This window comes from Acrocarpospora macrocephala (assembly GCF_009687865.1).
Taxonomy (GTDB): domain Bacteria; phylum Actinomycetota; class Actinomycetes; order Streptosporangiales; family Streptosporangiaceae; genus Acrocarpospora; species Acrocarpospora macrocephala.
The window spans coordinates 168,076-194,096 of the sequence record NZ_BLAE01000008.1; the positions used below are offsets into that span (position 1 = coordinate 168,076).

19 protein-coding genes are annotated in these 26,021 nt (G+C 64.8%); 9 read left to right on the plus strand and 10 right to left on the minus strand.

Going from position 1 to position 26,021, the window contains the following annotated elements; translation table 11 throughout:
• Positions 1-35 precede the first annotated feature (35 nt).
• Positions 36-1,010 (minus strand): AraC-like ligand-binding domain-containing protein, encoded by a 975-nt coding sequence (locus Amac_RS07770; RefSeq protein WP_155353627.1) that lies wholly within the window; start codon positions 1,008-1,010, stop codon positions 36-38.
• Positions 1,011-1,249: 239 nt separating this feature from the next.
• Between Amac_RS07770 and Amac_RS07775 the strand changes: the two genes are divergently transcribed.
• The 4 genes from Amac_RS07775 to Amac_RS07790 all read left to right on the plus strand — a co-directional run bounded on the left by Amac_RS07775 (position 1,250) and on the right by Amac_RS07790 (position 7,650).
• Positions 1,250-3,889, plus strand: coding sequence for a glycoside hydrolase family 3 protein (locus Amac_RS07775; RefSeq protein ID WP_155353628.1), 2,640 nt, complete (start codon positions 1,250-1,252; stop codon positions 3,887-3,889).
• 394 nt (positions 3,890-4,283) lie between these two features.
• The gene (locus Amac_RS07780) at positions 4,284-5,747 is read left to right on the plus strand and encodes a helix-turn-helix domain-containing protein (protein WP_170322377.1); all 1,464 of its coding nucleotides are present in this window, start codon (positions 4,284-4,286) and stop codon (positions 5,745-5,747) included.
• Positions 5,744-6,289 carry a flavoprotein gene (locus Amac_RS07785; RefSeq protein WP_155353630.1) on the plus strand — a complete coding sequence of 182 codons (546 nt, stop codon included), beginning with the start codon at positions 5,744-5,746 and terminating at the stop codon, positions 6,287-6,289. The genes Amac_RS07780 and Amac_RS07785 overlap by 4 nt, the downstream gene beginning before the upstream one ends.
• Positions 6,290-6,645: 356 nt before the next feature.
• Positions 6,646-7,650, plus strand: a complete 1,005-nt coding sequence (locus Amac_RS07790) for a hypothetical protein (RefSeq protein ID WP_155353631.1) — start codon at positions 6,646-6,648, stop codon at positions 7,648-7,650.
• A 37-nt stretch (positions 7,651-7,687) separates the two neighbouring features.
• On the opposite strand, the gene Amac_RS54725 is transcribed toward Amac_RS07790, so the two are convergent.
• Positions 7,688-12,091: an NACHT domain-containing protein gene (locus Amac_RS54725; protein WP_218040925.1), complete on the minus strand. Its 4,404-nt coding sequence runs from the start codon at positions 12,089-12,091 to the stop codon at positions 7,688-7,690.
• Positions 12,092-12,642: 551 nt separating this feature from the next.
• Here Amac_RS54725 and Amac_RS07800 point away from each other — a divergent pair.
• The gene (locus Amac_RS07800) at positions 12,643-13,608 is read left to right on the plus strand and encodes a TAXI family TRAP transporter solute-binding subunit (RefSeq protein ID WP_155353632.1); all 966 of its coding nucleotides are present in this window, start codon (positions 12,643-12,645) and stop codon (positions 13,606-13,608) included.
• Between the two features lie 9 nt (positions 13,609-13,617).
• Here the strand turns inward: Amac_RS07800 and Amac_RS07805 are convergent, their stop codons facing one another.
• A complete protein-coding gene (locus tag Amac_RS07805; protein WP_155353633.1) occupies positions 13,618-15,057 on the minus strand; it encodes a sensor histidine kinase in 1,440 nt (479 codons plus the stop codon).
• A gap of 6 nt (positions 15,058-15,063) precedes the next feature.
• Positions 15,064-15,699, minus strand: a complete 636-nt coding sequence (locus tag Amac_RS07810; RefSeq protein WP_246268139.1) for a response regulator transcription factor — start codon at positions 15,697-15,699, stop codon at positions 15,064-15,066.
• Here Amac_RS07810 and Amac_RS07815 point away from each other — a divergent pair.
• Complete coding sequence (locus tag Amac_RS07815; RefSeq protein WP_155353635.1) at positions 15,624-17,138, plus strand: tripartite tricarboxylate transporter permease; 1,515 nt, start codon at positions 15,624-15,626, stop codon at positions 17,136-17,138. The two genes, Amac_RS07810 and Amac_RS07815, sit on opposite strands and share 76 nt — an antisense overlap.
• A gap of 70 nt (positions 17,139-17,208) precedes the next feature.
• On the opposite strand, the gene Amac_RS07820 is transcribed toward Amac_RS07815, so the two are convergent.
• Positions 17,209-17,742: a hypothetical protein gene (locus tag Amac_RS07820; RefSeq protein ID WP_155353636.1), complete on the minus strand. Its 534-nt coding sequence runs from the start codon at positions 17,740-17,742 to the stop codon at positions 17,209-17,211.
• Positions 17,743-18,077: 335 nt separating this feature from the next.
• On the opposite strand from Amac_RS07820, the gene Amac_RS07825 reads away from it, so the two are divergent.
• The 3 genes from Amac_RS07825 (at position 18,078) to Amac_RS55910 (ending at position 22,194) form a co-directional block, all read left to right on the plus strand.
• Positions 18,078-18,977, plus strand: a complete 900-nt coding sequence (locus tag Amac_RS07825) for a hypothetical protein (RefSeq protein ID WP_155353637.1) — start codon at positions 18,078-18,080, stop codon at positions 18,975-18,977.
• A gap of 317 nt (positions 18,978-19,294) precedes the next feature.
• Complete coding sequence (gene mmuM, locus Amac_RS07830) at positions 19,295-20,194, plus strand: homocysteine S-methyltransferase (RefSeq protein ID WP_155353638.1); 900 nt, start codon at positions 19,295-19,297, stop codon at positions 20,192-20,194.
• A gap of 314 nt (positions 20,195-20,508) precedes the next feature.
• Positions 20,509-22,194, plus strand: a complete 1,686-nt coding sequence (locus Amac_RS55910; protein WP_174900147.1) for a cellulase family glycosylhydrolase — start codon at positions 20,509-20,511, stop codon at positions 22,192-22,194.
• A 204-nt stretch (positions 22,195-22,398) separates the two neighbouring features.
• Here the strand turns inward: Amac_RS55910 and Amac_RS07845 are convergent, their stop codons facing one another.
• The 5 genes from Amac_RS07845 to Amac_RS07865 all read right to left on the minus strand — a co-directional run bounded on the left by Amac_RS07845 (position 22,399) and on the right by Amac_RS07865 (position 25,959).
• Positions 22,399-22,962 carry a PIN domain-containing protein gene (locus Amac_RS07845; RefSeq protein ID WP_155353639.1) on the minus strand — a complete coding sequence of 188 codons (564 nt, stop codon included), beginning with the start codon at positions 22,960-22,962 and terminating at the stop codon, positions 22,399-22,401.
• An 18-nt stretch (positions 22,963-22,980) separates the two neighbouring features.
• Positions 22,981-23,487 (minus strand): helix-turn-helix domain-containing protein, encoded by a 507-nt coding sequence (locus tag Amac_RS57865; protein ID WP_155353640.1) that lies wholly within the window; start codon positions 23,485-23,487, stop codon positions 22,981-22,983.
• Positions 23,488-23,961: 474 nt separating this feature from the next.
• Positions 23,962-24,873: a DNA-processing protein DprA gene (locus tag Amac_RS07855; protein ID WP_155353641.1), complete on the minus strand. Its 912-nt coding sequence runs from the start codon at positions 24,871-24,873 to the stop codon at positions 23,962-23,964.
• 203 nt (positions 24,874-25,076) lie between these two features.
• The gene (locus Amac_RS07860) at positions 25,077-25,385 is read right to left on the minus strand and encodes a type II toxin-antitoxin system Phd/YefM family antitoxin (RefSeq protein ID WP_155353642.1); all 309 of its coding nucleotides are present in this window, start codon (positions 25,383-25,385) and stop codon (positions 25,077-25,079) included.
• A 58-nt stretch (positions 25,386-25,443) separates the two neighbouring features.
• Complete coding sequence (locus Amac_RS07865) at positions 25,444-25,959, minus strand: DUF6609 family protein (RefSeq protein ID WP_155353643.1); 516 nt, start codon at positions 25,957-25,959, stop codon at positions 25,444-25,446.
• Positions 25,960-26,021: the final 62 nt, after the last annotated feature.

Consider the following 26,021-nt stretch of genomic DNA (forward strand, 5'->3'; position numbering starts at 1 on the left):
TCGGTGCCAGCCGATTGACTTTCCGTGCCAGGCCCTCAGCCCGGTGGCATGAGGCAGGTGCGGCGGTACTCGGTGGGAGGCAATCCGTACGTGCGCCGGAACAGCCGGCTGAAGTGAGCCGAGTCCGGAAGGGCGTACCTGGACGCGATGACCCCGACGGGTACGTTGTGGAAGGCCGGGTCGGCCAGGTCTTTGCGACAGCGTTCGAGCCGCCGGTGCCGTATCCACGCGGCCACGGTGGTGTCCTGTGTCTCGAACAGTCGGTGCAGGTAACGCAAGGAGACATGGTGCGCGGCCGCGATGGTGCCCGGGGCCAGATCGGGTTCGCCCAGATGCTGCTCGATGAAGGTGTGGATGCGCAGCAGCAGCGTTCGTGACCGTGACTCCTCCGAGAGCGTCTCGGTCTGCTCGACGCGCTCGGCGATGGCCATGGTGACCAGGTCCATCACCACTGTGGACAGCCGGGCCACGTTCGCGGGCTGGTAGGTCTCGAGATCCAGGGCCACCCTGCGAAGCAGGGGGGCCGCGAGGGCGCCGGCCCCGCTATCTGGTGTGATCGGGACCGCGGTGAGCTTGGCGATGGAATCGAAGGGCAGGGCCAGCATCGTACGGGGAAAGCCGAAAATCGCCAGATCCACCGCCGAGTCATAGGCCAGCTCGTACGGCCGGCCGAAGTCGTAGATTGCGAACTCTCCGCGTTTGAGCTGCGTGGACCTGCCGTCTTGCATCAAGGCGGGGCGTCCCGAGATCGCCAGCACCACCCGATAGAGGTCGGGGTTGTCGCGGCGGATCAGACCAGGTGTCCGGTGGACGCTGTGTGGCGTGGAGGTCTGCACCCTGCCGACACCCAATGGGCCGAGTTGCCCCGCGCTGATCTCACCCCGTAACGGTGCGTCCCCCTCGATCCGGAAATCGAGAGGACCGAGCGTGTCACAGACGATGCTTCGCCATTCGTCATATCGGCGCGCGGCGGGCACGTCACGAGTGCGGATCAGGATGCCCATCCTCATTGCCCTCCGTTGCGGCTTATGGTCGAGTCTCTATCCGATTGTCCCGTACCGAGATCTCAAACGCGACGAGCACCCCATGAGGCGGTTGACTGGCTGATCGCTCTCGACCGTGCCAGCTGGTCGTAGGGGAAGAGAGCGTTCTCGAAGTTGAGGCGGGCTGTCGGCGCGGGTCAAGATCGGCGCAACGTGGCCCGAGTCAGCCGCTCCCACCGTCGCCGCGCCTCGAGAACGGATCCATCATGATCAGACCCCATGCCCGGTCACAGGCTCGTCGAAGAACCGTCGCGGTGCTGGCGGGCTTCGTATTACTGGCGGGTGCTGCCGCCGGAGTTCCCAGCGCCGAGGCCGCCAAAGGCACTCACCAGCCGGTGATCGGAAAACCTAGCCTGGATGACGACGGCTGCGCTCGTATTGAGCGGAGGCTGCCCACGCTCGCCGAATGGCCGAAAGTCAAGAGCCAGGTCGAGCAGAACCGAGCCGACGAGAAACGGGTGGTGAAGATCCTCGCCGGCATGACGCTCGCCGAGAAGGTCGGGCAGATGACACAGCCCGAGATCGGCGCCATCACGCCAGAGGAGGTCAAGCAGTACGGCATCGGCTCGGTGCTCAACGGCGGCGGATCATGGCCAGGCGGTGACAAGCACGCCTCGGCCAAGGCATGGCTCGACCTCGCTGACGCCTACTGGACGGCGTCCGTCAGCACGAGGACGAAGATCCCGATCATCTGGGGCATCGACGCCGTTCACGGCAACAACAACGTCTACAGCGCGACGCTCTTCCCGCACAATATCGGCCTGGGAGCCGCGCAGGACCCCTGCCTGATCCGTGACATCGGATCGGCGACCGCCGCGCAGGTCCGCGCGACCGGGCAGGACTGGGCATTTGCGCCCTCGGTGGCCGTGGTCAGGGACGACCGGTGGGGTCGCACGTACGAGGGCTACTCCGAGGACCCACGGATCACCCGCGCCTACGCATACGAGGCCGTCAAGGGTCTGCAGGGCAAGCTCGGGAACCGTGGCGGCGTCATCGGGACCGCGAAGCACTTCATCGGTGACGGCGGCACCGTCAAGGGGCAGGACCAGGGAGTCAACCCGTCCTCCGAGGCCCAGATGATCAACATCCACGGGCAGGGCTATTACGGCGCGCTGGCGGCCGGCGCCCAGACCGTGATCGCGTCCTTCAACAGCTGGACCAACGCGGACCTCGGCATCAACGAGGGCAAAATACACGGCAGCAAGCGCGTCATCACCGACATCCTCAAGCAGAAGATGGGCTTCGACGGCGTCGTGGTCTCCGACTGGAACGCCATCGGCCAGGTCGCCGGATGCACCGCCTCCAGTTGCGCGAGGGCCATCAACGCCGGGATCGACGTCGTGATGGTGCCGTACGCCTGGAAGGCATTGATCGCCAACACCATCGCGCAGGTCAGGAGCGGCGAGATCCCGATGTCGCGCATCGACGACGCGGTGACGCGCATCCTGCGGGTGAAACTGCGCGCCGGCGTGTTCGACGCGCCGAAGCCCTCTGCCCGCGCCTTGGCCGGGTCCGCCAAAGCACTGCAGGCGAAGGCGCTCGCCCGCAGGGCCGTCCGGGAGTCGCAGGTTCTGCTCAAGAACAACAACAAGGTCCTGCCGCTCGCACCCGGCTCCAGGGTCCTCGTCGTGGGCAAGAGCGCGGACAGCATGCAGAACCAGACCGGCGGCTGGACCCTCACCTGGCAGGGCACCGACAACACCAACGCCGACTTCCCGAACGGTACGACGATCCTCGGCGGACTCAAAGAGGTGCTGGGCACCGCCAACGTCACGTTCAGCGAGACGGCTGACGGCGTCGACTCCTCGGCGTACGACGCCGTCATCGCGGTGATCGGCGAGACTCCGTACGCGGAGTTCCTCGGTGACCTCGGCCGGCGCTCACTGGAGGCGCACAAGCTCTATCCCGGTGACCTCGCCGTCCTGGAGAAGGTCAGCGGCAAGGGGACGCCGGTCGTCACCGTGTACGTCACGGGCCGCCCGCTGTGGGTCAACAAGGAGCTCAACCGTTCCGACGCGTTCGTCGTCGCGTGGCTCCCTGGCACGGAGGGCGGTGGCGTGGCGGACCTGCTCGTGCGCGGCTCGCACAGAGGTGTGGGTTACACCGGCAAGCTGTCTTACTCCTGGCCGAAGACCGCGTGCCAGACCCTGCTCAACCAGGGTGACGACGGCTACGACCCGCTCTTCCCACTCGGGTACGGCCTGCGTTACGGGCAGACCGGATCGGTCGGGACGCTCGACGAGACCACCCCGGCCTGCGGCCCGACGGGTGGCGGCGGCACCGCCACGGAGGATCTCGAGATCTACAACCGGATGGATGTCGCGCCGTACAAGAGCTTCATCAACTCCGCCGACACCGACACCGAGATCGGCGTCGATGGCGAGGCGGCGCATTCGGAGATCAACGTGGTGCCGTCCGACGTGAACGTGCAGCGGGACGGCCTCAAGGTGACCTGGACGGGCAGCGGGCAGGGTGTGATCTACATGCAGGATCCGGCGGGCGGTAGCGACCTGCGGAGCCACCTCAACGCCGACAGCGCCCTGGTCTTCGATACCGTCGTTCACCAGCCTCCGGCCGCGAGAACCGTGATCGGCGCCCAGTGCGTCTTCCCCTGCTTCGGCGAGTTGGCCGCGACCTCGATGTTCCAGAAGCTCCCGGTTGGGAGCAAGACGACGATCAAGATCCCGATCGCCTGCTTCGCGGCTGCGGGCCTCGACATGGAGAACGTGAACATGCCCTTCTTCGTTCTCGCCGAGGGGGCGTTCTCCGTGTCGTTCGCGAACGTCCGCTGGGTGCCGAAGGCGGCCAAGGACGCGGACGCCCAGAGCTGCGCCAGTCTGGCGTAGCCACGGGGACCTCCGGCGTGGCGTGAGCCGTCCGCGACTCGCGCCACCTGGAGTTCCGCCGCGAACGCAGCACCCAGCTGGGATTTCGCCGCGGCCATGGCGATCACGTGCCGCATGTTCGCCCGGGCATTCCAAGCAGGCGACCCGCACACGGGAGGGCACTGAGGCGCCATCCCCGCCGTGCACGGCAATGACCGCCCGGCGGCGAGTGGCGTACTTCCATCCGCGTTCGCCACACAAAGAGCACGACGGCGCAGCGGATGCGGTAGCTGTGGTGGCGTGGCTGATCATGCATCCAGCCTCGGCCAGTTCCTTACAGCGTTCCCATCCCGCCCCGATATCCCTTGACGGGGTGGGCTACGGGCACTGCACGATGAGCAGGCGCCTACACCCCGTGGTCGAACACGAAGGGAAGACCATCCCCGTGAAGCCCGACATCCCCGGTTCACTGTGGGAGCGCCCCGACACTATCGCCGCCCTGCGCGCCCGCGACATCGGCCGCCTGTTTCATCTCCTGCGCCAGTACGCCGGACTCTCCCAGACCATCATCGGCAGCCATACCAACCTGTCCCAGGGCAAGGTCAGCGACATCATGAACGGCCGCCAGAAGGTCGTCGTCTTCGAGGTCATCGAACGCATCGCAAACGGCTTGTCCATGCCCGACCCAGCCCGCATGGCCCTCGGCCTGGCCCCCCGCAACGTCACCGCCCTGCTCATCCCACGAAAGGATGACGCCCAGGGATTCGCCCCCCAGCAGGCAGCTTCTAGCGTGGAGGTGGTCCGGGCCTCAGACGAGGGGGAATCTGTGCGACGCCGTCAATTCGTTGGTCTCACCGGAGCCGCTCTGTTCAACGCCGTAATCGGACGTGGCCCTGTCGGTCAAGACCCTCAAGAGGGATCCAGCGGAGTCGAGGACCTAGCGGCCGTCCTGGCCGAACCAGCACCCGCGCTCCTCAGCGAAGCGCCGGACATCGCGGCTCTTGCCGGTGCAGTGGTCGCGGCCAAAGAGGCATACCAGGCGTGCCACTACACCGAAGTCCTGGCCCTTCTCCCGCCGCTCCTCCGCACGCTGCGCATCGCTCCCAGCGTGATGGACGGCGATCAACGGCGAGGGGTTCACGCGCTCTCGGCGGAAGCGCACCACGTGGCCGCATCGATCCTGCTCAAACAGGACGACAAGGGCCTGGCCTGGCTTGCCGCCGACCGGAGCGTACAAGCTGCCCATGCGTCCGAGAGCCCGCTCATGATCGCATCCAGCGCCCGGATCATCACCCACGCCCTCATGGACGGCACCCACCACCGCGCCGCCTACACCAACGCAGCGACAACCGCGGAACGCATGGCCGCCACCTTCACCCAGCCGACCCCCAACGACCTGTCGGTCTACGGCTCCCTGCTACTTCGGGGAGCCATCGCCGCCGCCCAGCACGGCAACCGCGCCACCACCGCCGAACTCCTGGACGAAGCCGACCAAGCCGGGCAACGCCTCGGCCACGAAGGCAACCACATGTGGACCGCGTTCGGCCCTGGCAACGTGCTGTGCCACCGGGTGAACATCGCCCTCAGCATGGGAGACGCCGGAACCGCCATCGAAGCCGCCCGCCGCATCGACATCGATTCCCTGCCGATCAACGAACGCAAGGCCACGCTTCTCCTGGACACCAGCCGCGCGTTTCTCATCTGGGGCAAGCACGAACAAGCTCTCCACGTCCTGCGGGCAGCTGGGCAGATAGCCCCCGAAGAGATCACCGGCCGACCGGCCACCCTGCGCCTGGTGCGCGACCTCATCGAAACCGCACCGATTAGCACGCGCCGGGAAACCCGCGAATACGCCGAAACCCTCGGAGTCACCCCGTGACCACCCCGCACGGCAAGGTCCTCTACATCATCGTGTGTGCCGCCGGCCCAGCCGCAGACGTCGGCAAACTCGTCACCATGGCCCAACGCCAGCAGTGGACTGTTCAGATCATTGCCACTCCACCCGCGCTGACCTTCATCGACGTCCAGCAGCTGGAGGCCCAGACCGGCCGCCCCGTCCGCAGCCAGTACCGCACGCCAGGCGAACCCAAATCCCCCCGAGCCGACGCCATCATCGTCGCCCCCGCCACCTACAACACCATCAACAAATTCGTCCAGGGAATCGCCGACACCTACGCCCTCGGCCTCCTCGCCGAAGCCCCCGGCCTAGGCATCCCCGTGATCATCCTGCCCTTCGTCAACAGCGCACTCGCCCAACGCACACCCTTCCAGCACGCCGTGGACACCCTGCGCACCGAAGGCGTACACATCCTCCTCGGCCCCGGAGAATTTCAACCGCATCCGCCCAGCTCAGGCGGCGATCGCCTGGACGCCTACCCGTGGGAACAGACGCTCAAGGTTCTTGCCGAATTGCGCTCATAGAGGATCAAGACGGCACCGTGCCGCGCCGCCGTACCCGGCCCTCTGCCGACCGGGCGTGCGGCGTGGGCCCGTCCACCAACCGGCGCGACCGCCGTTGCCGAACGCACTCGCCGACCATAGCGCCACGCCGCCATTGGCCCTCTCGCATGACATTTCCAGGGCGGCATGGGCGCGGCCCCAAGATCGGTGCTCAGGCACCCGACATATCCGAGGGTCAGGGCGTAACCCACCTTCGCCCACTGCCCCTTTCGGCCATTTAGAAGTCAGCGATCTTTGACGGATGTATTCACTTCTCCCGCAACGAGCGATTCGTGAACACCGTACGGACGCATGCCGAAACCTGTAATATTTGACTCATGAGCGTGGCAACCGTTACCTACGATTTCCCCGTTGAGGATCTGTGGATCGATGGCCGCTTGCTTGGCTATAGAGGCTCTGTCGAATACGGTGAAGTCACATGCACCCTTTGCTTCCCGTCGGCTGAATTCGCTTTCGGTGACAAGAAATGGCCGTGGAATTCAACTCTTATTGAAGGGTATCGCAAAAACGAAGAGGGTGAGATGGTCGAAGCATGCATACAGGTTGTTCGGGTAGAGGTCGACGTTCCACCAAGTCTTCTCGCAAGGTTTCCCGTAGATCAATCCACGGGCGTCGTCAATATGGACATTCTCAGGATGGTCGAAAACGCCGCTCGCGACTTTGTTGCTCATTATATTGGCCTAATTCGGATAACTACTGGTCAATACTGGCTTCTTGCAAGTTCAAGTCGCATCCAGTCGCAATGGGACGAAGATATTCGCGACAGCGATGGTAAGCGAATCAACTCCGGATTCCACACGATGGAGTTGCCCGCACATTTTCTGCAGCCGAAGCCCAGTCTTATGTTGGCGCAGCACGAATCCTGTCTGGCCTCGATCGCAAACGAGGAGCACCCATCACTCGCCGATACACTATTGGCCGACGCCGGATATGCGAACTCTAGAGTTCACCCCGACTACCGCATATGCGTTTTGCTCGCGGCCGTTGCCTGTGAAGTCAAGATCAAGGATACCCTTCAAGTACTTGCCAGGCCGGAGCAGAAGGACCTTGTAGACCTGATTCTCGACAAGCCGCGCGACGTATCGATTGCCGCGTCCTTCTTGTTTGATTCGGGGCTGAAAGCAGTTTGTGGACGCTCAATGAAGGAGGAGAATAGAGGACTTTGGAAGGATGTGGACAAGCTCTTCCAGGTCCGCAATAAAGTTGCCCATGTTGGCGGGCAAGGACTACCCCCCGACATGTTGAGAGGCAAGGTAGAGATTGCAGTTCAGGCTTTCGAGTGGCTCAACCAGGTCATTCAAGAGGCTAGATCAACACAATGATGGAGCAGAGCTGCGGCACCCGCCTAATCGATTGAGATCATCCTAGATCGCGCGGTTCGGTCTCAAGAGCTTCGGTGAGGCCGATAGCGCCCGCCTCGGACAGAGCATCGATGATGTCCAGGCACCGGCGCCGCACGTCAAGGGTGCCTTGCCGGTAGAGGCGCGTCACGAGTGAGACAAGGTGGAATCCAGTAGCGGCGTTGCTGGTCCTGATATCGCCAATCTCATTACCAGCAAGTTCAACTACTCGGGCGCACACATCGATTGTCGTCTTCGGCAAGATCCCGGGGTGTCCGTCCAGCGCGGTCACCAAGTCCTGGACTCCCGCAGAGAAGGCCGGGTTACCAAGGGCGGCTGTAATGAGCGTGTTTGCGTCATTTTCGTTGAGTCCGGCTATGCCACCTAGGGCGGCCAACGCCGCTGTGCGCACAACATCATCGGGGTCATCGAGCAGTTCGATCAGCGGCTGTACTGCATACGAGGGCTGAGTGGCAAACGCTGCGGCTGCCCCCTGCCGCGCGGTGGTGGGAAGGGCGTGAACCACTGTGGGAAGTTCAGGGCTTAGGATTCCTCGCACCGATGCGATCGCCCAGACCCCACCCGCTTCATGGGCCACCGGTGCTGGCCCATGAAGCGCTCGGGCAAGCTCCGCACCGAAGCGCTCAGGTGCGCGAATGAGAGCCTCGATGAGAAGTCGGTTCGTGGTTATCGTGTTGTGCACTCGTACGTCGGGGTGGGACAAAAGTTGTTCGGCGAGATCCAGGGCAGTGTCCTTGTCGTGGTGCATCATGGCTCGGACGGCTTCGGCCGCACAGGCGCGCACAGCAAGGACGGAATCCGTGGCCAGCGAGGTGATGATCGGCGTGGCCGCAACCAGATGCCGGTCACCTTGAAACAGTAGAGCCGCGAGGGCCAGCCCAGCCTGTCCACGCGTCGAGTTCATTCCGGCTGTGAGGATGGCCTCCGCATCCTCACGTTCAAGTGCGGTGTCGGATTCCGGGTGAGGATCTCGTGCAATGCGATCGAGAACGTCGATAAGTACAGGATGAACACGGGAGGGCGCGGCCTGGATTGCTCGGCAGATCGTTTCGGATGCGGGGGACCCAACCAGCTGAAATGCTCGCAAGATTAGGACCGCTAGACGTTCTTCGTCGAGTAAGGGCGCTGTCTTGTCGAGAATCGCCATGAGGTAGTCGGACAGCTCAGAGTCGAGTGTGAGCGCGAGCGCGAAGAAGCGCTCGGGATCACTCTCAGCGCGACGTGCCAGGACTTGGGCAAGCTCATATGCGCCGCCCACGCCGATGCGGCGCTCGTGGCGCGCTCGCGTGTACTTAATCAGCGCGCGTCTCCACTGCTCGTCGGTCATGTGTGAGGCCGCGTCTTCGCTGATTGGAGAGCGAACCGTCCCTATGACTACTGTTGGGCTCGGTCGCCCTGAAATCGGGCCGGGAAACTTGCGTTCCCATCCCGCGACTCTGCGGCGGACCTGCCCGTCACGGCGGGGTGGTGCGATCGCTGATAGCAGCTCGTACTGGGACCAGCCCCATGTACTGTATTCCCCCCTCTGCCGCTGGAGTTCCCAGGCCGGGTAATGCACGAGAAGGGTGTCGGACAGGCGCCGAATCATGTCGTCCGTGCATCCTGGGCTGGCAGCCTCGATGACCTGTCGGCTTGCCCAGCGGTTGCCGGGCCACCCTAGGTTCAGGTTGCCCGTGTCAGAAAGCAACCATTGCATTGCACGGTCGGGCTGATTGATCGTGGAGTAGATGCCAGCCGCGAGAATTTGCAGTTCCTGTATGGGCGCATCTGCGAGCTGGGAGAGTGCATTCTCAGTCATCAGAGGGTCGGAGGTAGCAAGAGTCCGCAGCGCTTGGTCGAGTCCCGCATACAGCGTGGCGGCGGTCGTCTTGCTGCCGATAGCCATGTACGCCCAACGGCCACATGGAAACGGGTCAGTGGTGGATGGTCGCGCAGTGGCCCGGGCCACCTCGATCACGAAGGGAAGCACCTCGCTGACAAAGGAGTGCGGCGCACCTGCTGCCCCTTGCGAGATCACTGTGTGCGCGGTCTGCGAGTGGTCACTTAACCGGCCCGACTCGAACGGATCGTCGGAACCGGTCGCTTGAGCAATCTCCAGATTCCGCCGCAGGAACGCTCCCATGATCCGGACTGCCGCAGCAGGAGCCGATCCGGCAATCTCGTATAGCAAACTCCAGAAGTCGCTATTGATGGCGATCGGACCACGGACTCCGTCCACATGCCCGCCGGCGACGAGGTCGACGGCAAGGTCTGCCAGGTCCTCGGTCAGGGACCAGGCCAGCAGCGCGGACAACCGCCCCCGCCATCCGAAGTCGACGCCCACGTACGGCCGGACGAGTTGCTCGACGCGGCCGCCCCGTTGCCGCCCGGCATAAACAAGTTGTTGGAAGGCGAGATCAACGGTTTGAGGATCGGCCAGCCATCGTTCCCATCTACCCCCGTGATCGGCAGCGTCAAACCACGCCGGATGTGCCAGCAGCCCTCGAACCTTGGGGGCCATACGGGATTCGCTCCACGCGATCGCTTCGATCGCCAGCCAGTCCTCTGTACTCGGCTGAATCTGTCGCAAGACCGAGACAACAACATCCTTGAGATGTGAGCGGATTTCTTTGGAGCTGATGAGTTGTGCTGCCGTCACCCCGAAAAGTTCGGGGTCCCTTGCGTGCAGGTATTCAAGGATCTGCCGCGTCTGTGCTCTCCGAAACAGGAGTTGGCCGGACTCTATGAGGAATCTGTGAAGGTCGCGTCTGCTCGTGACGAACGCTTGGGCGAACAGGAAGTCGAAGTAGGACTCGTGGAAGAAACCGATCCGGTGCCCGTCCCGCACCAAGACTCCATCGGATACCAGTGCCTCAACCTGCTCGGGAGGAATACTGTGCAGGATCTCGGCGGGAGCCGTCAGGGTCTCGCGGCTATTCATGTGGTCGATCAGAGCGTTCGTGATGCCCACCCAGTCCAAACCAGAGACTCTGCGAGCAACATCCATCCGGCGCTCGCTGGTGTACTGCTCGTACAGATCTTGCAGCGTGCTGTACGCCGTCGCGCGATTGGCGGGGGCCAGGCGACTAAAAACAGACAAATGCAGCGGAACAGTCAGCAGTTCGACCGTACTCTTCGTTAGGTTGCTCGGGTTGATTACGCCGTTAGACAAGATCGCTCTGACCGCCTGCTCATCTAGCTTTTCTAGCGGGAAGCGTGTGACTCGGGTCTCGCGCGTCAGCGCCACCAGGCGCGGGTCCTTCTCGATATCCACAGTCCGCGCGACTAGCAGCACCTTGATGTTCGGCGCAGTCAGCAACTGCTCCAGCACATCCGCGACCGATTCATACGCCTCCGACATCCGTCCTGAATAGTGACTGACCGCGTCCAATTGGTCGATCACAAGGATTCCGGGGCCTCCATTAGCGACACCCGCGAGCAAGATGGCCGGCGACTCTGCCAGGTTCATGTGTCTGCCCAATGCGGCGGCGGTCTGCGTGCTCACTTCCACCGAATCCATCCGCACGGCAGCACTGGTCCAGCCCGCTGCGGTGAGCATCGATAAGACCTCGGCCGCCACAGTGGACTTGCCCATGCCCGCGCTACTCTCGCAAATCACTACCTGTGGCCCATGCTGAGACTCCAGCAAGATTCTTAGGTGGGCGGCGTGTGAACGCGAGACTAGGCCAAAGCTAGGGACGGCCTGCTTGATACGGCGGGAGAACCGCTCGGCTGTCGCAGCCAAGGCCGTGAGCGTGTTGGAATCGCCTGCCAATAGACGTCGGCGGATGCCTTTCGCTGCAAGGTGCTGCCAGATCTGCGGCCCAGTGACCCGCTGGTGGATGTGGTCGACGAAGAATCCGTGCAGGACGTCGACCGCGGTTTCCGGATCTCCTTCTACGAGGGTTTCAAAGGTCACCGAGACGATGCGACGCAATGATTCCGAAGGGTGATGCTCCACGTGGATCAGTTGGAGGTAGCGCCATCCGATCTCCTTGCTCACTGACCAGCCATCTGTATACGAGCCAAATACCGGCTGCTGCGTCTTGGTTAGGACACCTTCGAACTCGGCCAAGCTTTCAGCGGCACGGGCCCTGTAGGTCAGCTCATGGAGTTCATCCGAGCCCGTCGAGAGAACCAGCCGGACATTCTTGCCCTCGGCCAGATGCCCGCTGACTGCCGCGAGAACGGGTTTGAGGCGTGCTAACGTCCAAGGGCCAGAGGCGCGAGCGTCCTTGACCTGCTCACGCCACACACCATCGGGTCCCTCAACTTCGAACTCGATACCGCTGCCTGCTGGTCCGAGCGGTTCAAATCGCATGTTGAACGCCCGACCACGCAGAAGATCTGCTGCGCGCAGCGCAGTCCACCAGTCCTCATATCGGTTGCCCAGCTTGTCAGCGGCTCCGCCTGGCAGCGGCATGCGAAACCCCCTTGCTCAATCTTGACGTCCAGTATCTAGCGCATCTGAGGGTTGCTCGGCCTGAACTTAGCCCATCCGCTGGCAGGTCGGGAGCGTGCCCGCTGCGTGGCCGTCAGGGCTTGACCTGCGCCGAAGCACGCGGGGCAAGATCGTGCGCAATATTCCAACCTGGTGGTTAATGTCGTATCAGTACGGCCCTGGCGATCGCCTGACTGTGGCTGGCGTCGTGGATGGTTGGGGCAATCGATGTTCGCGGACCGTTCTCGCAGCTCAGCGCACGCAGGACCACAGATCCGCGAAGCGCGATCGTTGTTTTGCAAGCAGGGTGTCAGGAGTTCGAATCTCCTAAGCTCCACTCAAGTAGAAGGCCACGTCCTCAGGTCAGGAAGTGGCCTTTTCGATCTTGTGTGGCTTGGGTCGGGTTGCTGTCGGCAGCTGCACCAGTGCGATTGACGTCAATGAGGCCTTGCCGGATGGTGGCGAGGATGCGGTGTATTGATGAGACGCCGATGTCATCGGTGACCGACGGCCGCCGTGCGTATCATCCCGGCATGTTGCTGAACCAGGAGCTGCGGCTCAGCCGGCGGGCCGTGTTCCTGGCCGCTGGCGGGCTGCTCGTCGGTTGCTCTCAGCAGCCTGAGGTCGACAAGGTCCAGCTGCGACTGGCCACTGGGCCGGCGGGGGCGGTATATCGGCGCATTGGTGGTGCGCTGGCTGAACACATTTCCCAGCAGGTGCCGGGTGTGACGGTGATCACTGTGCCGAGTGGGGCGTCCACCGACAACATCCGGATGTTGCGGGGCGGTGAGGTGCACCTTGGGCTGACGAGCCTGGATGCGCTGATCACGACCGATGGTAGCGCGCCCGAGGGGCTTTCGGCGATATGCCGGCTCTACGACAGTCACCTGCATCTTGTGGTCATGGCCGGGTCAGCGATCGACGAATTCCGGGACCTGGAGGGCAAGCGCATATCGCTTGGTGCGCGTGACTCGGGCACGGAGTTCACGTCGCTGCGGGTTCTGGAGCTCGGCCTGGTGAATGCCGATGGTCGGTATATCAGCCAGGCCGAATCGGCGGCGGCACTGCGCGATGGGGAGATCGACGCGATGTTCTCGCTGACCGGCGTCCCGACACCCGCCATCACGGAGCTGGCGCAGCGGCACTCGATCCGGCTGATCCCGTTGGATGAACAGGCAGACGCGCTCTTCACGGCGTTTCCAGGTCCCTACACGCCGGCCATGATCCCCGCAACTGCCTACGCTGGCGTCCCGGCCGTCCGCACCGTCGCTGTGCCGAACGTGTTTCTTGTACGCAACGACCTGCCCGATGACCTGGTCTACGCCATCACCGACACAATTTTCACGCACACCGGCACGATCACCTCCGCCAGCCGCGACGACGCCGAAGCTGAAGCCGTTCCCGAAGCGTGGCGGATCAACGTGCGTACCGGGATCTCCACCGCGTCGATCCCGCTCCATCCGGGCGCGGCCGCCTGGTTCCGCGACCGCAAGCGCTGACCCGGGGCCTCAGGTCGGCGACGGAGCCGCCACCTGCGGAGCGGTCGGCAGCGCAACCACCGCGGCGAATCCGTGCCCGGACTCGTCCGGACGCGGCAGGCCCTCCTCCAGCCGCAGCTCGCCCCCGGCCGCCGCGACCAGGTCGGCGCAGATGGCCAGCCCCAGGCCGGTCCCGGACACGTTCTGATGCCGCGGCGATCGCCAGAACCGTCGGAGCGCCTGGGCCCGCTCGGACGCGTCGATCCCCTGGCCGTCGTCACGGACTGCGATCGTGACAACGCCTCCGGTGTCCGTACCACCGGGGACGACTCGGGCGGTCACCTCCACCACCTGCGCGTCCGATAGCCGTAACGCGTTGCTGATCAGCTCGTCCAGGATGCTGCCCAGTCCGCCCGGCGGCTCCAGCAACCGCAGCCCGGGCGGCACGTCGACCGTCAGTGTCTGCCCCGCCGTCGCCGTCAACGCTCGCCACCGGTCCACCCGGGTCGCCAGCACCGCGTCGAGATCCACCGGCGACGCCGTCCGTATGCTCTCCATTCGCGCGCTGGCCTGCAACGAGTTCAGCATCCGCTGCATCGCCTTCAGCTCGTCGACCGCGACGTCGTACACCTGCCGCCCGTTACCGTCCGCGCGCAGATGCGGCTCCAGACTCTCCACCGCGAGCCGGAGGCTGGTCAGCGGGTTGCGTAACTGATGCGACGCGTCGGACACGAACGCCCGCTGCCGCTGCACGGCGTTCTCGACCGCGTCCATCATGGTGTTGAACGACTCTGCCAGCCGTCGCAGCTCGACCGGGCCGGCCTCGGCGTCCGCCCGAATGGTGAGGTCGCCCTGGGAGATCCGCGAGCTCGCCGCGTCCAGCTCCCGCACCGGCCGCAGCACCCACGCCGATACCGGCCAGGCGACGGCCACCAGCGCGATCAATGGCAGCAGTCCGAGCCCGGCGAGCTGGGCCCATCGCACGAGGATGCGATAGCGCGTCTTCGACAGGTCGGAAATCGTCACGACGGCGCCGACGACTTCGCTGTCGCGGCCCACCGGCTCCGCGACCACGAGTGCGGAGTCGTCCCACGGCGCCCATTCGCCGGACGGTTCGGACCTCGCCCCGGCCAGCGCCGCGGTCACGATCCGGGGCAACGCCGACTCGGCCCGCGCCGCCTCCTGGTACGTACCGGCTGGTCCGAGCAGCACCCGGCCCGAGGTGTCGATCACCGCGACCGGGATGCCGTACAGCTCCTGGTAGCGCGCCAGTTCCTGGTGGAGCGCCTCGGTCCGCCCGGTTGACAGCGCGGTCTCGGCCAGCGGCGCGAACCGGCCGACGTCGTTGAGCCGGTCGACGTACGTCTCCTGCATCTCCCGCTCGGCCACCGTGACGCTGAGCGGCACCCCGAGCGCCGCGATGAGCAGCACCGCGAGGGGCACCAGGACGACGAGCAGGCGGCGGTGCACGGCGCGTCAGCCGATCAGCTCCGGCTGGTCGGCCTGGAGCCGATAGCCGACCCCGTGGATCGTACGGATGAGCACGGCCGGCCCGAGCTCGTGCCGCAACGCCGCGATGTGGGTGTCCAGGGTGCGACTCGAGGACTCCCAGGTCGCGCCCCAGATCTGGTCGAGGATGACGTCGCGGCTCACCACGTTCGGCGCCCGCCGGGCCAGCAGCAGGAGCAGCTCGAACTCCTTGCGGGTCAAGGTCACAGGCATGCTGTCGACGGTGACCTCGCGGGTGCCGAAGCAGATCCGCATCGGGCCGAGGACGAGCGGCTCGTCCGGGTGGCTCAGGGCACGAGCCACCCGGGTGCGCCGCAGGACGGCGTCGATCCGGGCCAGCAGCTCCGGAATGCCGAACGGTTTCACGATGTAGTCGTCGGCGCCGGCACGTAAGCCACGGACCCGCTCGTGCTCCTCCGATCGTGCTGTCACGGCGATGACGGCGGTCTCCGGGCGGTCACGCAGCTTGCGGATCACGTCGAGTCCGTCGCCGTCGGGCAGGCCCAGGTCGACGAGGACCACATCGGATGGGGAGGCACGCACGGCCTCTGCGGCGGTGGCGATGCGGTGGACCTCGAAACCCGCCTGGGTCAGGACGGTCACCAGACCCCGGGCCACGGCTCGGGACGGCGGTCGGCGTGCTGCCCGGCATCGGGCCGACGGCGACGGTGGCGATGCTGCTGCCGATCACGTTCAGCTTCGAGCCGGTGACGGCGCTGATCATGCTGGCCGGCATCTATTACGGCGCACAGTACGGCGGCTCGACGACCGCCATCCTGATCAACCTGCCCGGTGAGTCGTCGGCGGCGGTCACCGCGCTGGACGGGCACGAGATGGCCCGGCAGGGCCGGGCCGGCGCGGCGCTGGCCGCCGCCGCGGTCGGGTCCTTCATCGCGGGTACGGCGGCCACCGTCGTCCTGGCCGTCGCGGCTCCACCGTTGGCCCGCGTCGCGTTGCGGTTCGGGCCGGCTGAATACTTCTCGCTGGTGGTGCTCGGTCTGGTCGTGTCGATCGCGCTGGCGCGTGGCACGGCGCTCAAGGCACTGGCGATGATCGCGCTCGGCGTCCTGTTCGGCACGGTCGGCCAGGACATCTACACCGGTATGCCCAGGTTCGTGTTCGACCAGCGCGAGCTGTACGGCGGCATCGACTTCGTGTCGGTCGCCGTCGGCATGTTCGGGGTGGCCGAGATCCTGCGCAACCTGGAGAACGAGCAGACCCGCACGGCGGTCATCAGCAAGGTGAAGAACCTCTGGCCGACCCGCGAGGACCGGCGCCGGATCGTCGGCCCGATCCTGCGGGGGACCGGTATCGGCGCCGCACTCGGCGTCCTGCCCGGCGGTGGCCACGTGCTGGCCTCGTTCACCTCGTACGCCGTCGAGAAGCGGATCTCGAAGCGGCAGCAGGAGTTCGGGCGCGGCGCGATCGAGGGCGTCGCCGGCCCCGAGTCGGCGAACAACGCCGCCGCGCAGACGTCGTTCATCCCGCTGCTCACCCTAGGTCTGCCCGCCCATCCGGTCATGGCGCTGATGGTCGGCGCGTTCATCGTCCACGGCATAACCCCCGGCCCGAACGTCATCACCGACGAACCGGCGCTGTTCTGGGGCCTGATCGCGTCGATGTGGATCGGCAACGTGCTGCTCGTGCTGCTGAACCTGCCGCTGATCGGCTTATGGGTGCGCATGCTGCGCATCCCGTACCAGGTGCTGTTCCCGATGATCATCCTGTTCGCCGCGATCGGCACATACTCCCTGGGGTTCAACGCGTACGACGTCTACGCGATCGTATTCTTCGGGATCCTGGGCTACATCCTGATCAAGTGCGGCTGCGAGCCGGCGCCGCTGCTGCTTGGCTTCGTCCTCGGGCCCTTGGTTGAGGAGAATCTGCGGCGGGCGCTCATCATCTCCCGCGGCGACGCGTCGGTTTTCCTGACCCGACCGATCTCCGCGGTGCTCCTGGCCCTGGCTGTGGCGGCGCTCGTCGTAACCGTCCTCCCGACAATTCGCAAGCGCCGCGAGACCGTGTTCACCGAGGAGGAGTAGAGACCCAATCCGCGGGTCCGGCTGATCGCGTCCCCGCCGGGTCACACGGACTCGGCGGGTACGGCTTCGATCAGTAGTAGCCGGTGATGACGGCGGAGTCGAAGCTGCGCGTTCCGGTGCGAGGGTCGGCCAGCACGATGCGGCCGAACAGTTCATCGACGTAGCCGTCGAAGAATCCCTCATCCTCGTTGAGTTGGGCGAAGGTCGCTAGCCGGTCGAATTCGGCCGACAGCCCGCCTTCCCAGGCGGCGCTCCAGGTGACCGGCACCGACACCAGGCTGTTGTCGTAGACGGGGTCGTCGCCGATGATTTTCGCGGAGAACTCCTCGCCGGGGTGGTCGATGATGGCCTGGGCGTCCGCGCGGCTCATGGCCACGTCGATGCCGAGGTGGACGGCGATGTTCCCGTCGTTGAGCCGGTCGAGGCTGAAGCAGACCGTGTAACCGCTGCCGCTCTTGCACTTGTTCACAGGCTCGGCCGACGCGGGGCCTGCCAGGCCGACGGCGGCAACGACCACCGCCGTGAGGACGATCAGCATCCGGCCGACCCGGGTGAACCTCCGGTGGCTCGGGGGACGGGGGAGGGAACTGTGGTCGGTGTCCATGGGGGGCTCCTTGAGTAGGGCGACCCGAGGTCGCTGTTCCATCTACCTCTTCTGCGTTCCATCCCGTTCCATCTGGACTCGCCCCGTTGAGCCCTTTGGATATTTGTGCTCATGCGCCGCGTGCAGGGGCACGGGACGTCTCCGGCGAGGATTCAGCTTCGGGTGATCACGAAAAGGCTCAGGCAGGTAGCACTAGACGGCGTGAACCCGATCTTCCTGCCCGCCACACTGCGCGCTCGGTCCCCCAAACACTCGCGCGCTGAGTTATGGGTACTCAGCTAGGGCTGAGTAGACGGACTCTGGTGCGCCGAACGGTTGCAGAAGAGCATCACGGTATGCGAGAGATGTCCACATGGGCAGTGGTCGGCAGGGGCGCGTTGGTGGGCCTGGCCGTCGGCATTGTGATGGCCGTCATCTGGGTGGATGGGCTGAATCGCGAGCTCGACGGGATCTTCCACTATTTCGCGATGTTCATCGTCCCCTTCCCCTTCGGCGCGATACTGACCTGGCTGCTCCAGCTACCGCGTTTGTGGGTCGTGGCGCTCGTCGGCGCGTTCGCCACCATCGCGCTGACCCAGGCCATATTCCGGGTGGCCCCGGTCCCGAACCTTTATGGCTTCGACGACGTGCTCCTCGCCGGGATCCACTTGCTCGCCGGAGTGCTCGGCTACGTTGCCGCAGCGTGGGTTGCGAGCGACGCTAGTGGTTGGTGGTCCCGGGTGGCGGTCGTGGTCTCGATCGTCGTCCTCTACGCGGTTTCGGGCCAGGTTCAGGAACCGGCCCGCCGCTGGCACCAAGTGCGTGGTTTCGAGCAGCAAATGCGCGGCATCGAGCGGCTTGGCGTCCCGCTGGTAGCACCGGACATTCCGGATCATTCGCTCAGTGTAAGGATAAGGCGGGACAATACCGGCCCAGCGCTTGTCTTCAGGCTCTGGGCGGATTACGAGCTTTTCGTCCTCCCGGGAGGAATCGCCAGTCTCGAAGCCGCGTGCGCCAATCCGTACCCGTCGATGTTCCACCCTTCCTGGAGCAGTCAGGGTGAGCCTTGCCGCCCCATCGCCGGTGGCCGCTGGCTCCGTGGGAGCGAATCGGACCCCGGGATCGCGATATTCGCCCGGTATGGGGACGCGCTGATCCAGCTTGAGAGCCAGAACAGGGGCGAAAGACATCTGCTCCCCATCCTTGATGGGCTTCGTCCGGTCTCCGCCAGGTGGCTCGCTGAACGTACCCAATAGGAAGGGCTGTTTGATGAGAGCACCGCACATGACGCAGGCGTTCTCGTTGGAGAGGACTGCCTTGCGGGTGAGCGACGGCGACGGGATGATCCCATCGCATGGGCTGCACTTCACTTCGCCCGCTTGCAGCTAGTCCGCCGTCGCTCTCCGGACGGATCGCGGTGCCGGCACCGTTGAGGTATTCGCGGCGGGCCGACCTCGACCGTCCTGGTGACCAGCCGGGCCAGGCTCACCACCCTGGACGCGACCACCCGTCTCCACCTGGACACGCTCGGCGAACGCGAGGCGATCTGGCTGCACAGACCTAGGGTGGCGATATGGGTACTTTCGCGCCAGGTGAGACCTTGTTGATCACTGATGGTGGTTTGGCGACTGAGCTTGAGGCGCGTGGGCATGATCTTTCGGACCCGTTGTGGTCGGCGCGGTTGCTGGTGGACGCACCCGAGGAGATCAAAGCGGCTCACCTGACGTTCTTTGGCGCGGGTGCCGTGATCGCCACGACGGCGAGCTATCAAGCGTCGTTCGATGGGTTCGCGGCGCGGGGGATCGGGCGGAAGGACGCTGTGCGGTTGATACGGCGGAGTGTCGAGTTGGCGCAGGCTGCTCGTGCCGAGATGGCCGGTGACGGGCGGGAGCGGTGGGTGGCGGCCTCTGTCGGGCCGTACGGGGCGGCTTTGGCGGATGGGTCGGAGTATCGGGGGCGCTACGGGCTGAGCGTGGCCGAGCTGGTGGCGTGGCACCGGCCCCGGGTGGAGGTGCTGGTCGATGCGAAGCCGGACGTGCTGGCGTTGGAAACGGTGCCGGACATCGATGAGGCGGAGGCGCTGATGACGGTGGTTTCCAGGATGGGAGTGCCGGCGTGGTTGACGTACAGCGTTGCTGGGGATCGCACTCGTGCCGGGCAACCCATCGCCCAGGCGTTCGCGGTCGCCAGGGATGTGCGGCAGGTCGTGGCTGTGGGCGTCAACTGCTGTGCGCCGTCCGATGTGCCGCAGGCCATCGCCGTCGCGCGTGAGGTCACCGGAAAACCGGTGATCGTCTATCCGAACAGCGGCGAGGGTTGGGACGCGCAGCGGAGGACGTGGGCAGGAGCATCGCGCTACTCCGCCGAGCAAGCCCGGCACTGGGTGGCCGCCGGGGCGCGGATCGTGGGCGGGTGCTGCCGGGTGAGTCCCGCCGATATCGCGGAAATCGCTAGCCAATACACCCGCCCCTGAACCGGCCGAGAAGGGCGACGCTGCTCGTCCGGGCTGGCCACGCTTGGTGGTCACGTCCATAAGGCTCCAGGCTCGTTGCCGGCGGCGCAGGGTCATGTCGCTTTCGCGAGCGACTGGGCCTTGCGCAACGATTCACGGTCCTTTACGCTCCCGGTCAAATTAGGAAACCTTCCTAACGATCCGTCCCTTACCTCTCGTCAGGAGCGCCAATGTTACGTGCGGAGCACCCACCGCCCCCCACGCAAGACCGCCCCAGACGCCGCCGCTCGCTTGTGGCGGCCGCGGTAACAGTGCTCACGTTCGCCGTACCGTCCATGATCGCGACCCCGGCGACCGCCGCTCGCGCGATCGGCGTCAGCGCCGCGATCACCGCGCCCGTCCAGCTCATCTCCAGGGGAAAGCCGGCCACGGCCTCGTCGATCGAGGGCGCGGGATTCGAGGCGGGTTTGGCGGTGGATGGGAACACCGCCAGCCGGTGGGCTTCGGCTGAGGGTATAGACCCGCAGTGGATTCGGATCGACCTGGGCGGCTCGTACTCGATTTCCCGGGTGCGGTTGAACTGGGAGGTGGCTTACGGATCGGCGTACCGGATCGAGGTCTCCCCCAACGGCAGCAGCTGGACCAGCGTCTATTCCACCAGCTCGGCCGACGGAGCCATCGACGACCTGACCGTCTCGGGGACCGGCCGCTATGTGCGCGTGTACGGCACCGCGCGGGGCACCCAATGGGGCTACTCCCTGTGGGAGCTCGACGTCTACGGCACTCCAGCCGCAGGTGGTGACACCACTGCCCCCAGCGTGCCCGGCAACCTGCGCTCGACGGGCACGACCTCCAGCAGCGTGTCACTGGCCTGGGACGCCGCCACCGACAACGTCGGCGTCACCGGCTACGAGGTCTACCGGGGCGCCACCCAGGTGGCCACGGTCACCGGCACCAGCCACACCGACACCGGCCTGACCGCCGCCACGTCCTACACGTACACCGTCCGTGCCCGTGACGCAGCCGGCAACCGTTCGGGGGCCAGCACCGCGGTCACCGTACAGACCGGAAGCGGCGGCGGAAGCACCCCGGCCGCGGCCAACGGGCAGCTCCGGGTGTGTGGCACCAAGCTGTGCAACGAGGCCGGCAAGCAGATCCAGCTACGCGGCATGAGCAGCCACGGCATCCAATGGTACGACCAGTGTCTCAACAACGCCTCGCTCGACGCCCTGGCCAATGACTGGAAGGCCGACATCCTCCGGATCTCGATGTACATCCAGGAAGGCGGCTACGAGACCAACCCCCGCGCGTTCACCGACCGGGTTCACCAGCTGATCGAGATGGCCACCGCGCGCGGCATGTACGCCCTGGTGGACTGGCACATGCTCACCCCCGGCGACCCGAACTACAACCTCAGCCGGGCCAGGACGTTCTTCACCGAGATCGCCCAGCGGCACAACGCCAAGAAGAACGTGCTCTACGAGATCGCCAACGAGCCGAACGGCGACTCCGTCACCTGGTCCGTCATCCGCAACTACGCCAACCAGCTCGTCCCGGTGATCCGCCAGTACGACCCCGACGCCCCGATCCTCGTCGGCACTCCCGCCTGGTCCTCGCTCGGCATCTCCGGCCCCGGCGACCAGACCGACACCATCCGCAGCAACCCGGTCAGCGGGACGAACATCATGTACACCTTCCACTTCTACGCGGCCTCACACGGCACCGCGTACCTGAACGCGCTGTCCCGCGCAGCCGACCTCCTGCCCATGTTCGTGAGCGAGTTCGGCACCCAGACCGCCTCCGGCGACGGCGCCAACAATTTCACCAGGTCTCAGCAGTACATCGATCTGATGGCACAGAAGAAGATCAGCTGGGTGAACTGGAACTACTCCGACGACTTCCGCACCGGCGCGGCCTTCACCACCGGCACCTGCCCGAACGGCCCCTACGCGGGGACAAGCAGGTTGAAAGAGGCCGGCGTCTGGGTCCGCGACCGAATCCGCACCGCCGACGACTTCTGACCAAGGAGCCCCACGGAACGCGCGAGGACGCATCCCTTGGCGGATGCGCCCTCGCGCGAACCACCCGTACATACCGGTAATTGACCGTCCAAACGAATTTCGACTGCAGTGCGCAGTACGACCCGCGCGCTTACGGCATCCCGGAAGAATCGGAATAGTCGTGACGAAATGCATTGCGAGACGGCAGCCTGACCAGGATCCACTCTAGCGGCGAAGCCACGAGCGAACCGCTGAGACGAAAACTGGGGCTCCGCAGTTCTCCAGCGAGGCCAGTACGTCTTCAAGGGTCATCGAGCGATGAGGCGGCTTGCCGGTCGATGAAGCTTGTTCCCGCAACACGTTGAGGATGACAGCCGGAGCCAGCTCGAGCTCGTACAACAGAAATGTGTCCGGGTGCTGGACCTCGACATCCCACGGTTCACAAGCAGCGCTCGTGAAATCACGGAGATTGGAGGTAACGATCACATCGGCGTGCCCGCGAACTGCGGCAGCGAGAACATGCCGATCCTTGACATGGTTGCCCATCGAGTCCTCTAAGGGCTCCCAGCCCTCCACCATCGCTTCGGGGAACGCGGCCCGTACAAAGGACAAGGTGCGATCTACGTTCAGTTCGGGGAGCCCGTTTCGTAGCAGAGCTCCCCGAACTTCCGCCAGTATCCGCTCACTCCATAGGGGCTGGTAGATACCAGCCTCAGCGACTCTTAGAAGAGTGTCACGCAGGGCGTTCGGGTACAGCACGCAGGCGTCCAGTACGGCAGAGAATGGCACCGCACCAGCATAAGCTTCTCAGAATTCGTTGGCGGGCTTGTCGTACATGCCCGTACCTACGGATTCTGCGGTTAGCTCATCTAGGAGTCGGCGCCGCTCAAGGCGGCGTTTCTCTCTGTACGCCATGACATCTTGCAACTTCACCCGCCGGTGCGCCCCAGGGCGGTCCGTGGCACGTTGGTAGGGGATCTCATTGCTCTCAAGAAGTTTGACGAGAGTAGGTCGAGAGACTCCCAGCAATTCAGCGGCCTCGTAGGTTGACATCGTCATGTGCTGCGGTGCGACCGTAACGGCTAGGCCCTGCGATAGAGCCTCTGCCACCTGCAGCAACGCCTCATAAACAGGCAACGGCAAAGGCAGTCGCGGAGACCCGTCTGGGCCTGTGAGGAGGGCAGGACAGTCAGCGACTGCTCGCCCTCGCTTGCGTAGCTCCGTAACTAGATCAACTATGGCGGCCTGGGTCTGAGGATCCTCTTCTGGCAGGAAAGTCCTAGCATCCGCGGCGGCCAACGACGTGTTGCCCATCCGAGTCCTCCATCACCGCATGTCCGTGTACCCGAACTGTACCTCGAAACGAAACTAACGAAAACCCTCTTCGTTCCAAGGGTCGCCAACACTGCGTCAAGATCTCATGTCGGGTCAGCCCTTGACCTGGGACTTCGCAAGTCATGCGGCCTGCAACGGTGCGAGTGAGGTAGCGGCCGAAGTCCCTTACGTTCGGCTCCAGGCGAGCGCTCACGTATCCCGGTAAGGGGCGCCCCCGTGATGCCGTGCCACGCGCGTGCAAGTGTGGGCGGCCAACGAGGCACCGATCGGTGGCGAGGTTCAGGAGAGAGAAGCTTCTCCGGGGGATCTTCCAGTCGTCCACTCCCGCCGTCTCATCGGCGGATGGGAGCGCGATGTCGGTCTCGGCGCCTCAGCCGGTCAGGCCGGCATCGACAACATGTACATGATCGCATCCAGGCGGGGTACGGACCAGATCGCGCATGGATGGCTGTGTCACCGGGTGAGGGCATCAAGGAAGAGGCGCTCGATTTCGTTGGGGCGGTCAAGAACGGTTTCGACGATGCGCATGGCTTCGTCGACCGTGTTCGCCACGTGTACGTCGGGACGATCGGCCATTTGCTGGCCCCAGCTTGTCCGATCGATCACCGTGCTCATCAGGATGACGGGTCTACCGTGTTCGACCGCTTTGCGAGCCTGAATTCGCGTCCCGCTGTGTTCGCTGGCCTCGACGATGATCGTCGCTATGGCGTATCCGGACATGGTGCCGTTGCGCATGGGGAAGGTGAGCTTGTTCGCCTGTTGGTCGGGCCAGAACTGGGAGAAGACAGTTCCGTGGTCGGCGATCACTCGGTGTAGCTCTTGATTCTCCGGTGGATACGCGCGCCTGATACCGGTCCCGATGACGGCGACGGTACGACCGCCGGCTCGAAGCGCGCCCTGATGCGCTGCGGTGTCCACCCCGGCCGCCAGGCCCGAAACGACCGTGAGTTCGCGTTCGACGAGACGGGTGGCGAGTTCGGAGGCGATTCGGCGGCCGTTGTCGGAAACATGGCGTGATCCGATCACCGCTACTCCCTGGTCGTCCGCCCAGACTGTGCCTCGCGCGAAAAGTAGCGGTGGCTTGTCGAACACGTCGCGTAAGCGGTGGGGGTACAGATCATCCCCCATGGTGAGGACCTGGATGCCATCTTGTTCCCACGAAACGATCTCAAGCCGCGCTTCTTCCAGGGCGGCATCGATTGGGTCGGAGAAGAGATCTGCCGGGCCGAGGCGTTCGCGAAGGAATGTCTGGACCGAACCCTCTTCGGTGACACGCTGGACGAGCTCCCGTTGATCCCCCTCCGAGGGAGCACGGTGCAGTGCCGCGACGAGCTCAGCACGTTTCCGGCTGTCCCAACGAGCCATGTGGCCAAACTAGTACCAGGTCGTCGACCGCGCAGCTCGATATCGAACGTGCATGCTAATCACGACGAAACTGTCCGAGATCTGTCACCAAGCGAAGCTCTGTGACGGATCGACGTGACTCCTGGCACTTTCGGCGAGTTCACCATCTCGGCGTACGCGGTCGGAGGAGGCACCGTCCTGGCCGAGACCGGATGGGCGACCCGCTACGGCTGCGCGAACTCACCTCTGTCGTAGGCGCGGTCGTAAGGATCGTAGAGATCGTCGTTGACGTGGTGATCCATGTCTTCGCGATACTTCTTGTCGTCCAGACGAGGCATACCTCGGGAAACGGTCGCGAACTCCGCCCGAGAGACAGCCCGGCGCCGACGACGGATGGGCACCAGGTCGCCGATGTGGTGCCCATTGCGGGTTACGGCGTATCGCTCTCCCCGTTCCAAGCCGTCCAGGATCTCGGCTGACCGGTTGCGAAGGTCACGCTGGGAAATCTGGTGCGAGGGGTCGGGAGCACTCATTCCTCAAGTTTCCAGCGGGTGTGCCATCGAGTGCCACGTGGTAGCGCAAGATGCGCGGTCAGAATGTGTACGCGGGATAGAAGGCCAGCATCCACACGCCGAACGCGATCTTCAGGAGGCTGTCCGACAGGAAGAACGGCTTGATCGGTGTCTTGGTGAAGAGGCCGATGGTGGCGTTGATCGCGGTCAGGATGCCCAGTGCGGCGATCAGTGGGCCGTGGGCCAGGCCCATGATCACGAAGTGCAGGCCTACCACGAGCATGATGCTCAGGGTGAGGCGTCGCTCGTCACTGTCGCCGATCTTCTTGACCAGGTAGACGATCACGGCTGCCTCGAACGCGACGGCGACCACGAGGGCGGCGATGTTGAGAATGGAGGGGGTGCCGAGTGAGGGCAGGAGTGCGCTCAGCCCCGAGCCGGTGAAGCCGACGATGAACCCGCCAGCGGCCAGGGGAATCCACCGGCGCGGGAAGAACAGCCCGAGGAAGAAGCCAAGGCCTACGCAGATGAGAAAGATGCCACCGCCCCGAATCAGCGGGTAGGGATGGGTCAGGGCGGCTAACGATGCGGTCATGGCCTCTTCTCTCGGCGGAGTGAGGCGACATTATTGCCTACTGGGCATGTTTTGGACAAATC

Excerpts from the sequence above, each read along its gene's own strand:
- Amac_RS57865 (WP_155353640.1), bottom strand. The coding sequence starts at position 23,487 with ATGGGCAACACGTCGTTGGCCGCCGCGGATGCTAGGACTTTCCTGCCA.
- Amac_RS07800 (WP_155353632.1), top strand. The coding sequence starts at position 12,643 with ATGTTGCTGAACCAGGAGCTGCGGCTCAGCCGGCGGGCCGTGTTCCTG.
- mmuM (WP_155353638.1), top strand. The coding sequence starts at position 19,295 with ATGGGTACTTTCGCGCCAGGTGAGACCTTGTTGATCACTGATGGTGGT.
- Amac_RS07820 (WP_155353636.1), bottom strand. The coding sequence starts at position 17,742 with ATGGACACCGACCACAGTTCCCTCCCCCGTCCCCCGAGCCACCGGAGG.
- Amac_RS07815 (WP_155353635.1), top strand. The coding sequence starts at position 15,624 with ATGGGGAGGCACGCACGGCCTCTGCGGCGGTGGCGATGCGGTGGACCT.
- Amac_RS07790 (WP_155353631.1), top strand. The coding sequence starts at position 6,646 with ATGAGCGTGGCAACCGTTACCTACGATTTCCCCGTTGAGGATCTGTGG.
- Amac_RS07775 (WP_155353628.1), top strand. The coding sequence starts at position 1,250 with ATGATCAGACCCCATGCCCGGTCACAGGCTCGTCGAAGAACCGTCGCG.
- Amac_RS07865 (WP_155353643.1), bottom strand. The coding sequence starts at position 25,959 with ATGACCGCATCGTTAGCCGCCCTGACCCATCCCTACCCGCTGATTCGG.
- Amac_RS07770 (WP_155353627.1), bottom strand. The coding sequence starts at position 1,010 with ATGAGGATGGGCATCCTGATCCGCACTCGTGACGTGCCCGCCGCGCGC.
- Amac_RS55910 (WP_174900147.1), top strand. The coding sequence starts at position 20,509 with ATGATCGCGACCCCGGCGACCGCCGCTCGCGCGATCGGCGTCAGCGCC.
- Amac_RS07860 (WP_155353642.1), bottom strand. The coding sequence starts at position 25,385 with ATGAGTGCTCCCGACCCCTCGCACCAGATTTCCCAGCGTGACCTTCGC.
- Amac_RS07825 (WP_155353637.1), top strand. The coding sequence starts at position 18,078 with ATGCGAGAGATGTCCACATGGGCAGTGGTCGGCAGGGGCGCGTTGGTG.
- Amac_RS07855 (WP_155353641.1), bottom strand. The coding sequence starts at position 24,873 with ATGGCTCGTTGGGACAGCCGGAAACGTGCTGAGCTCGTCGCGGCACTG.
- Amac_RS54725 (WP_218040925.1), bottom strand. The coding sequence starts at position 12,091 with ATGCCGCTGCCAGGCGGAGCCGCTGACAAGCTGGGCAACCGATATGAG.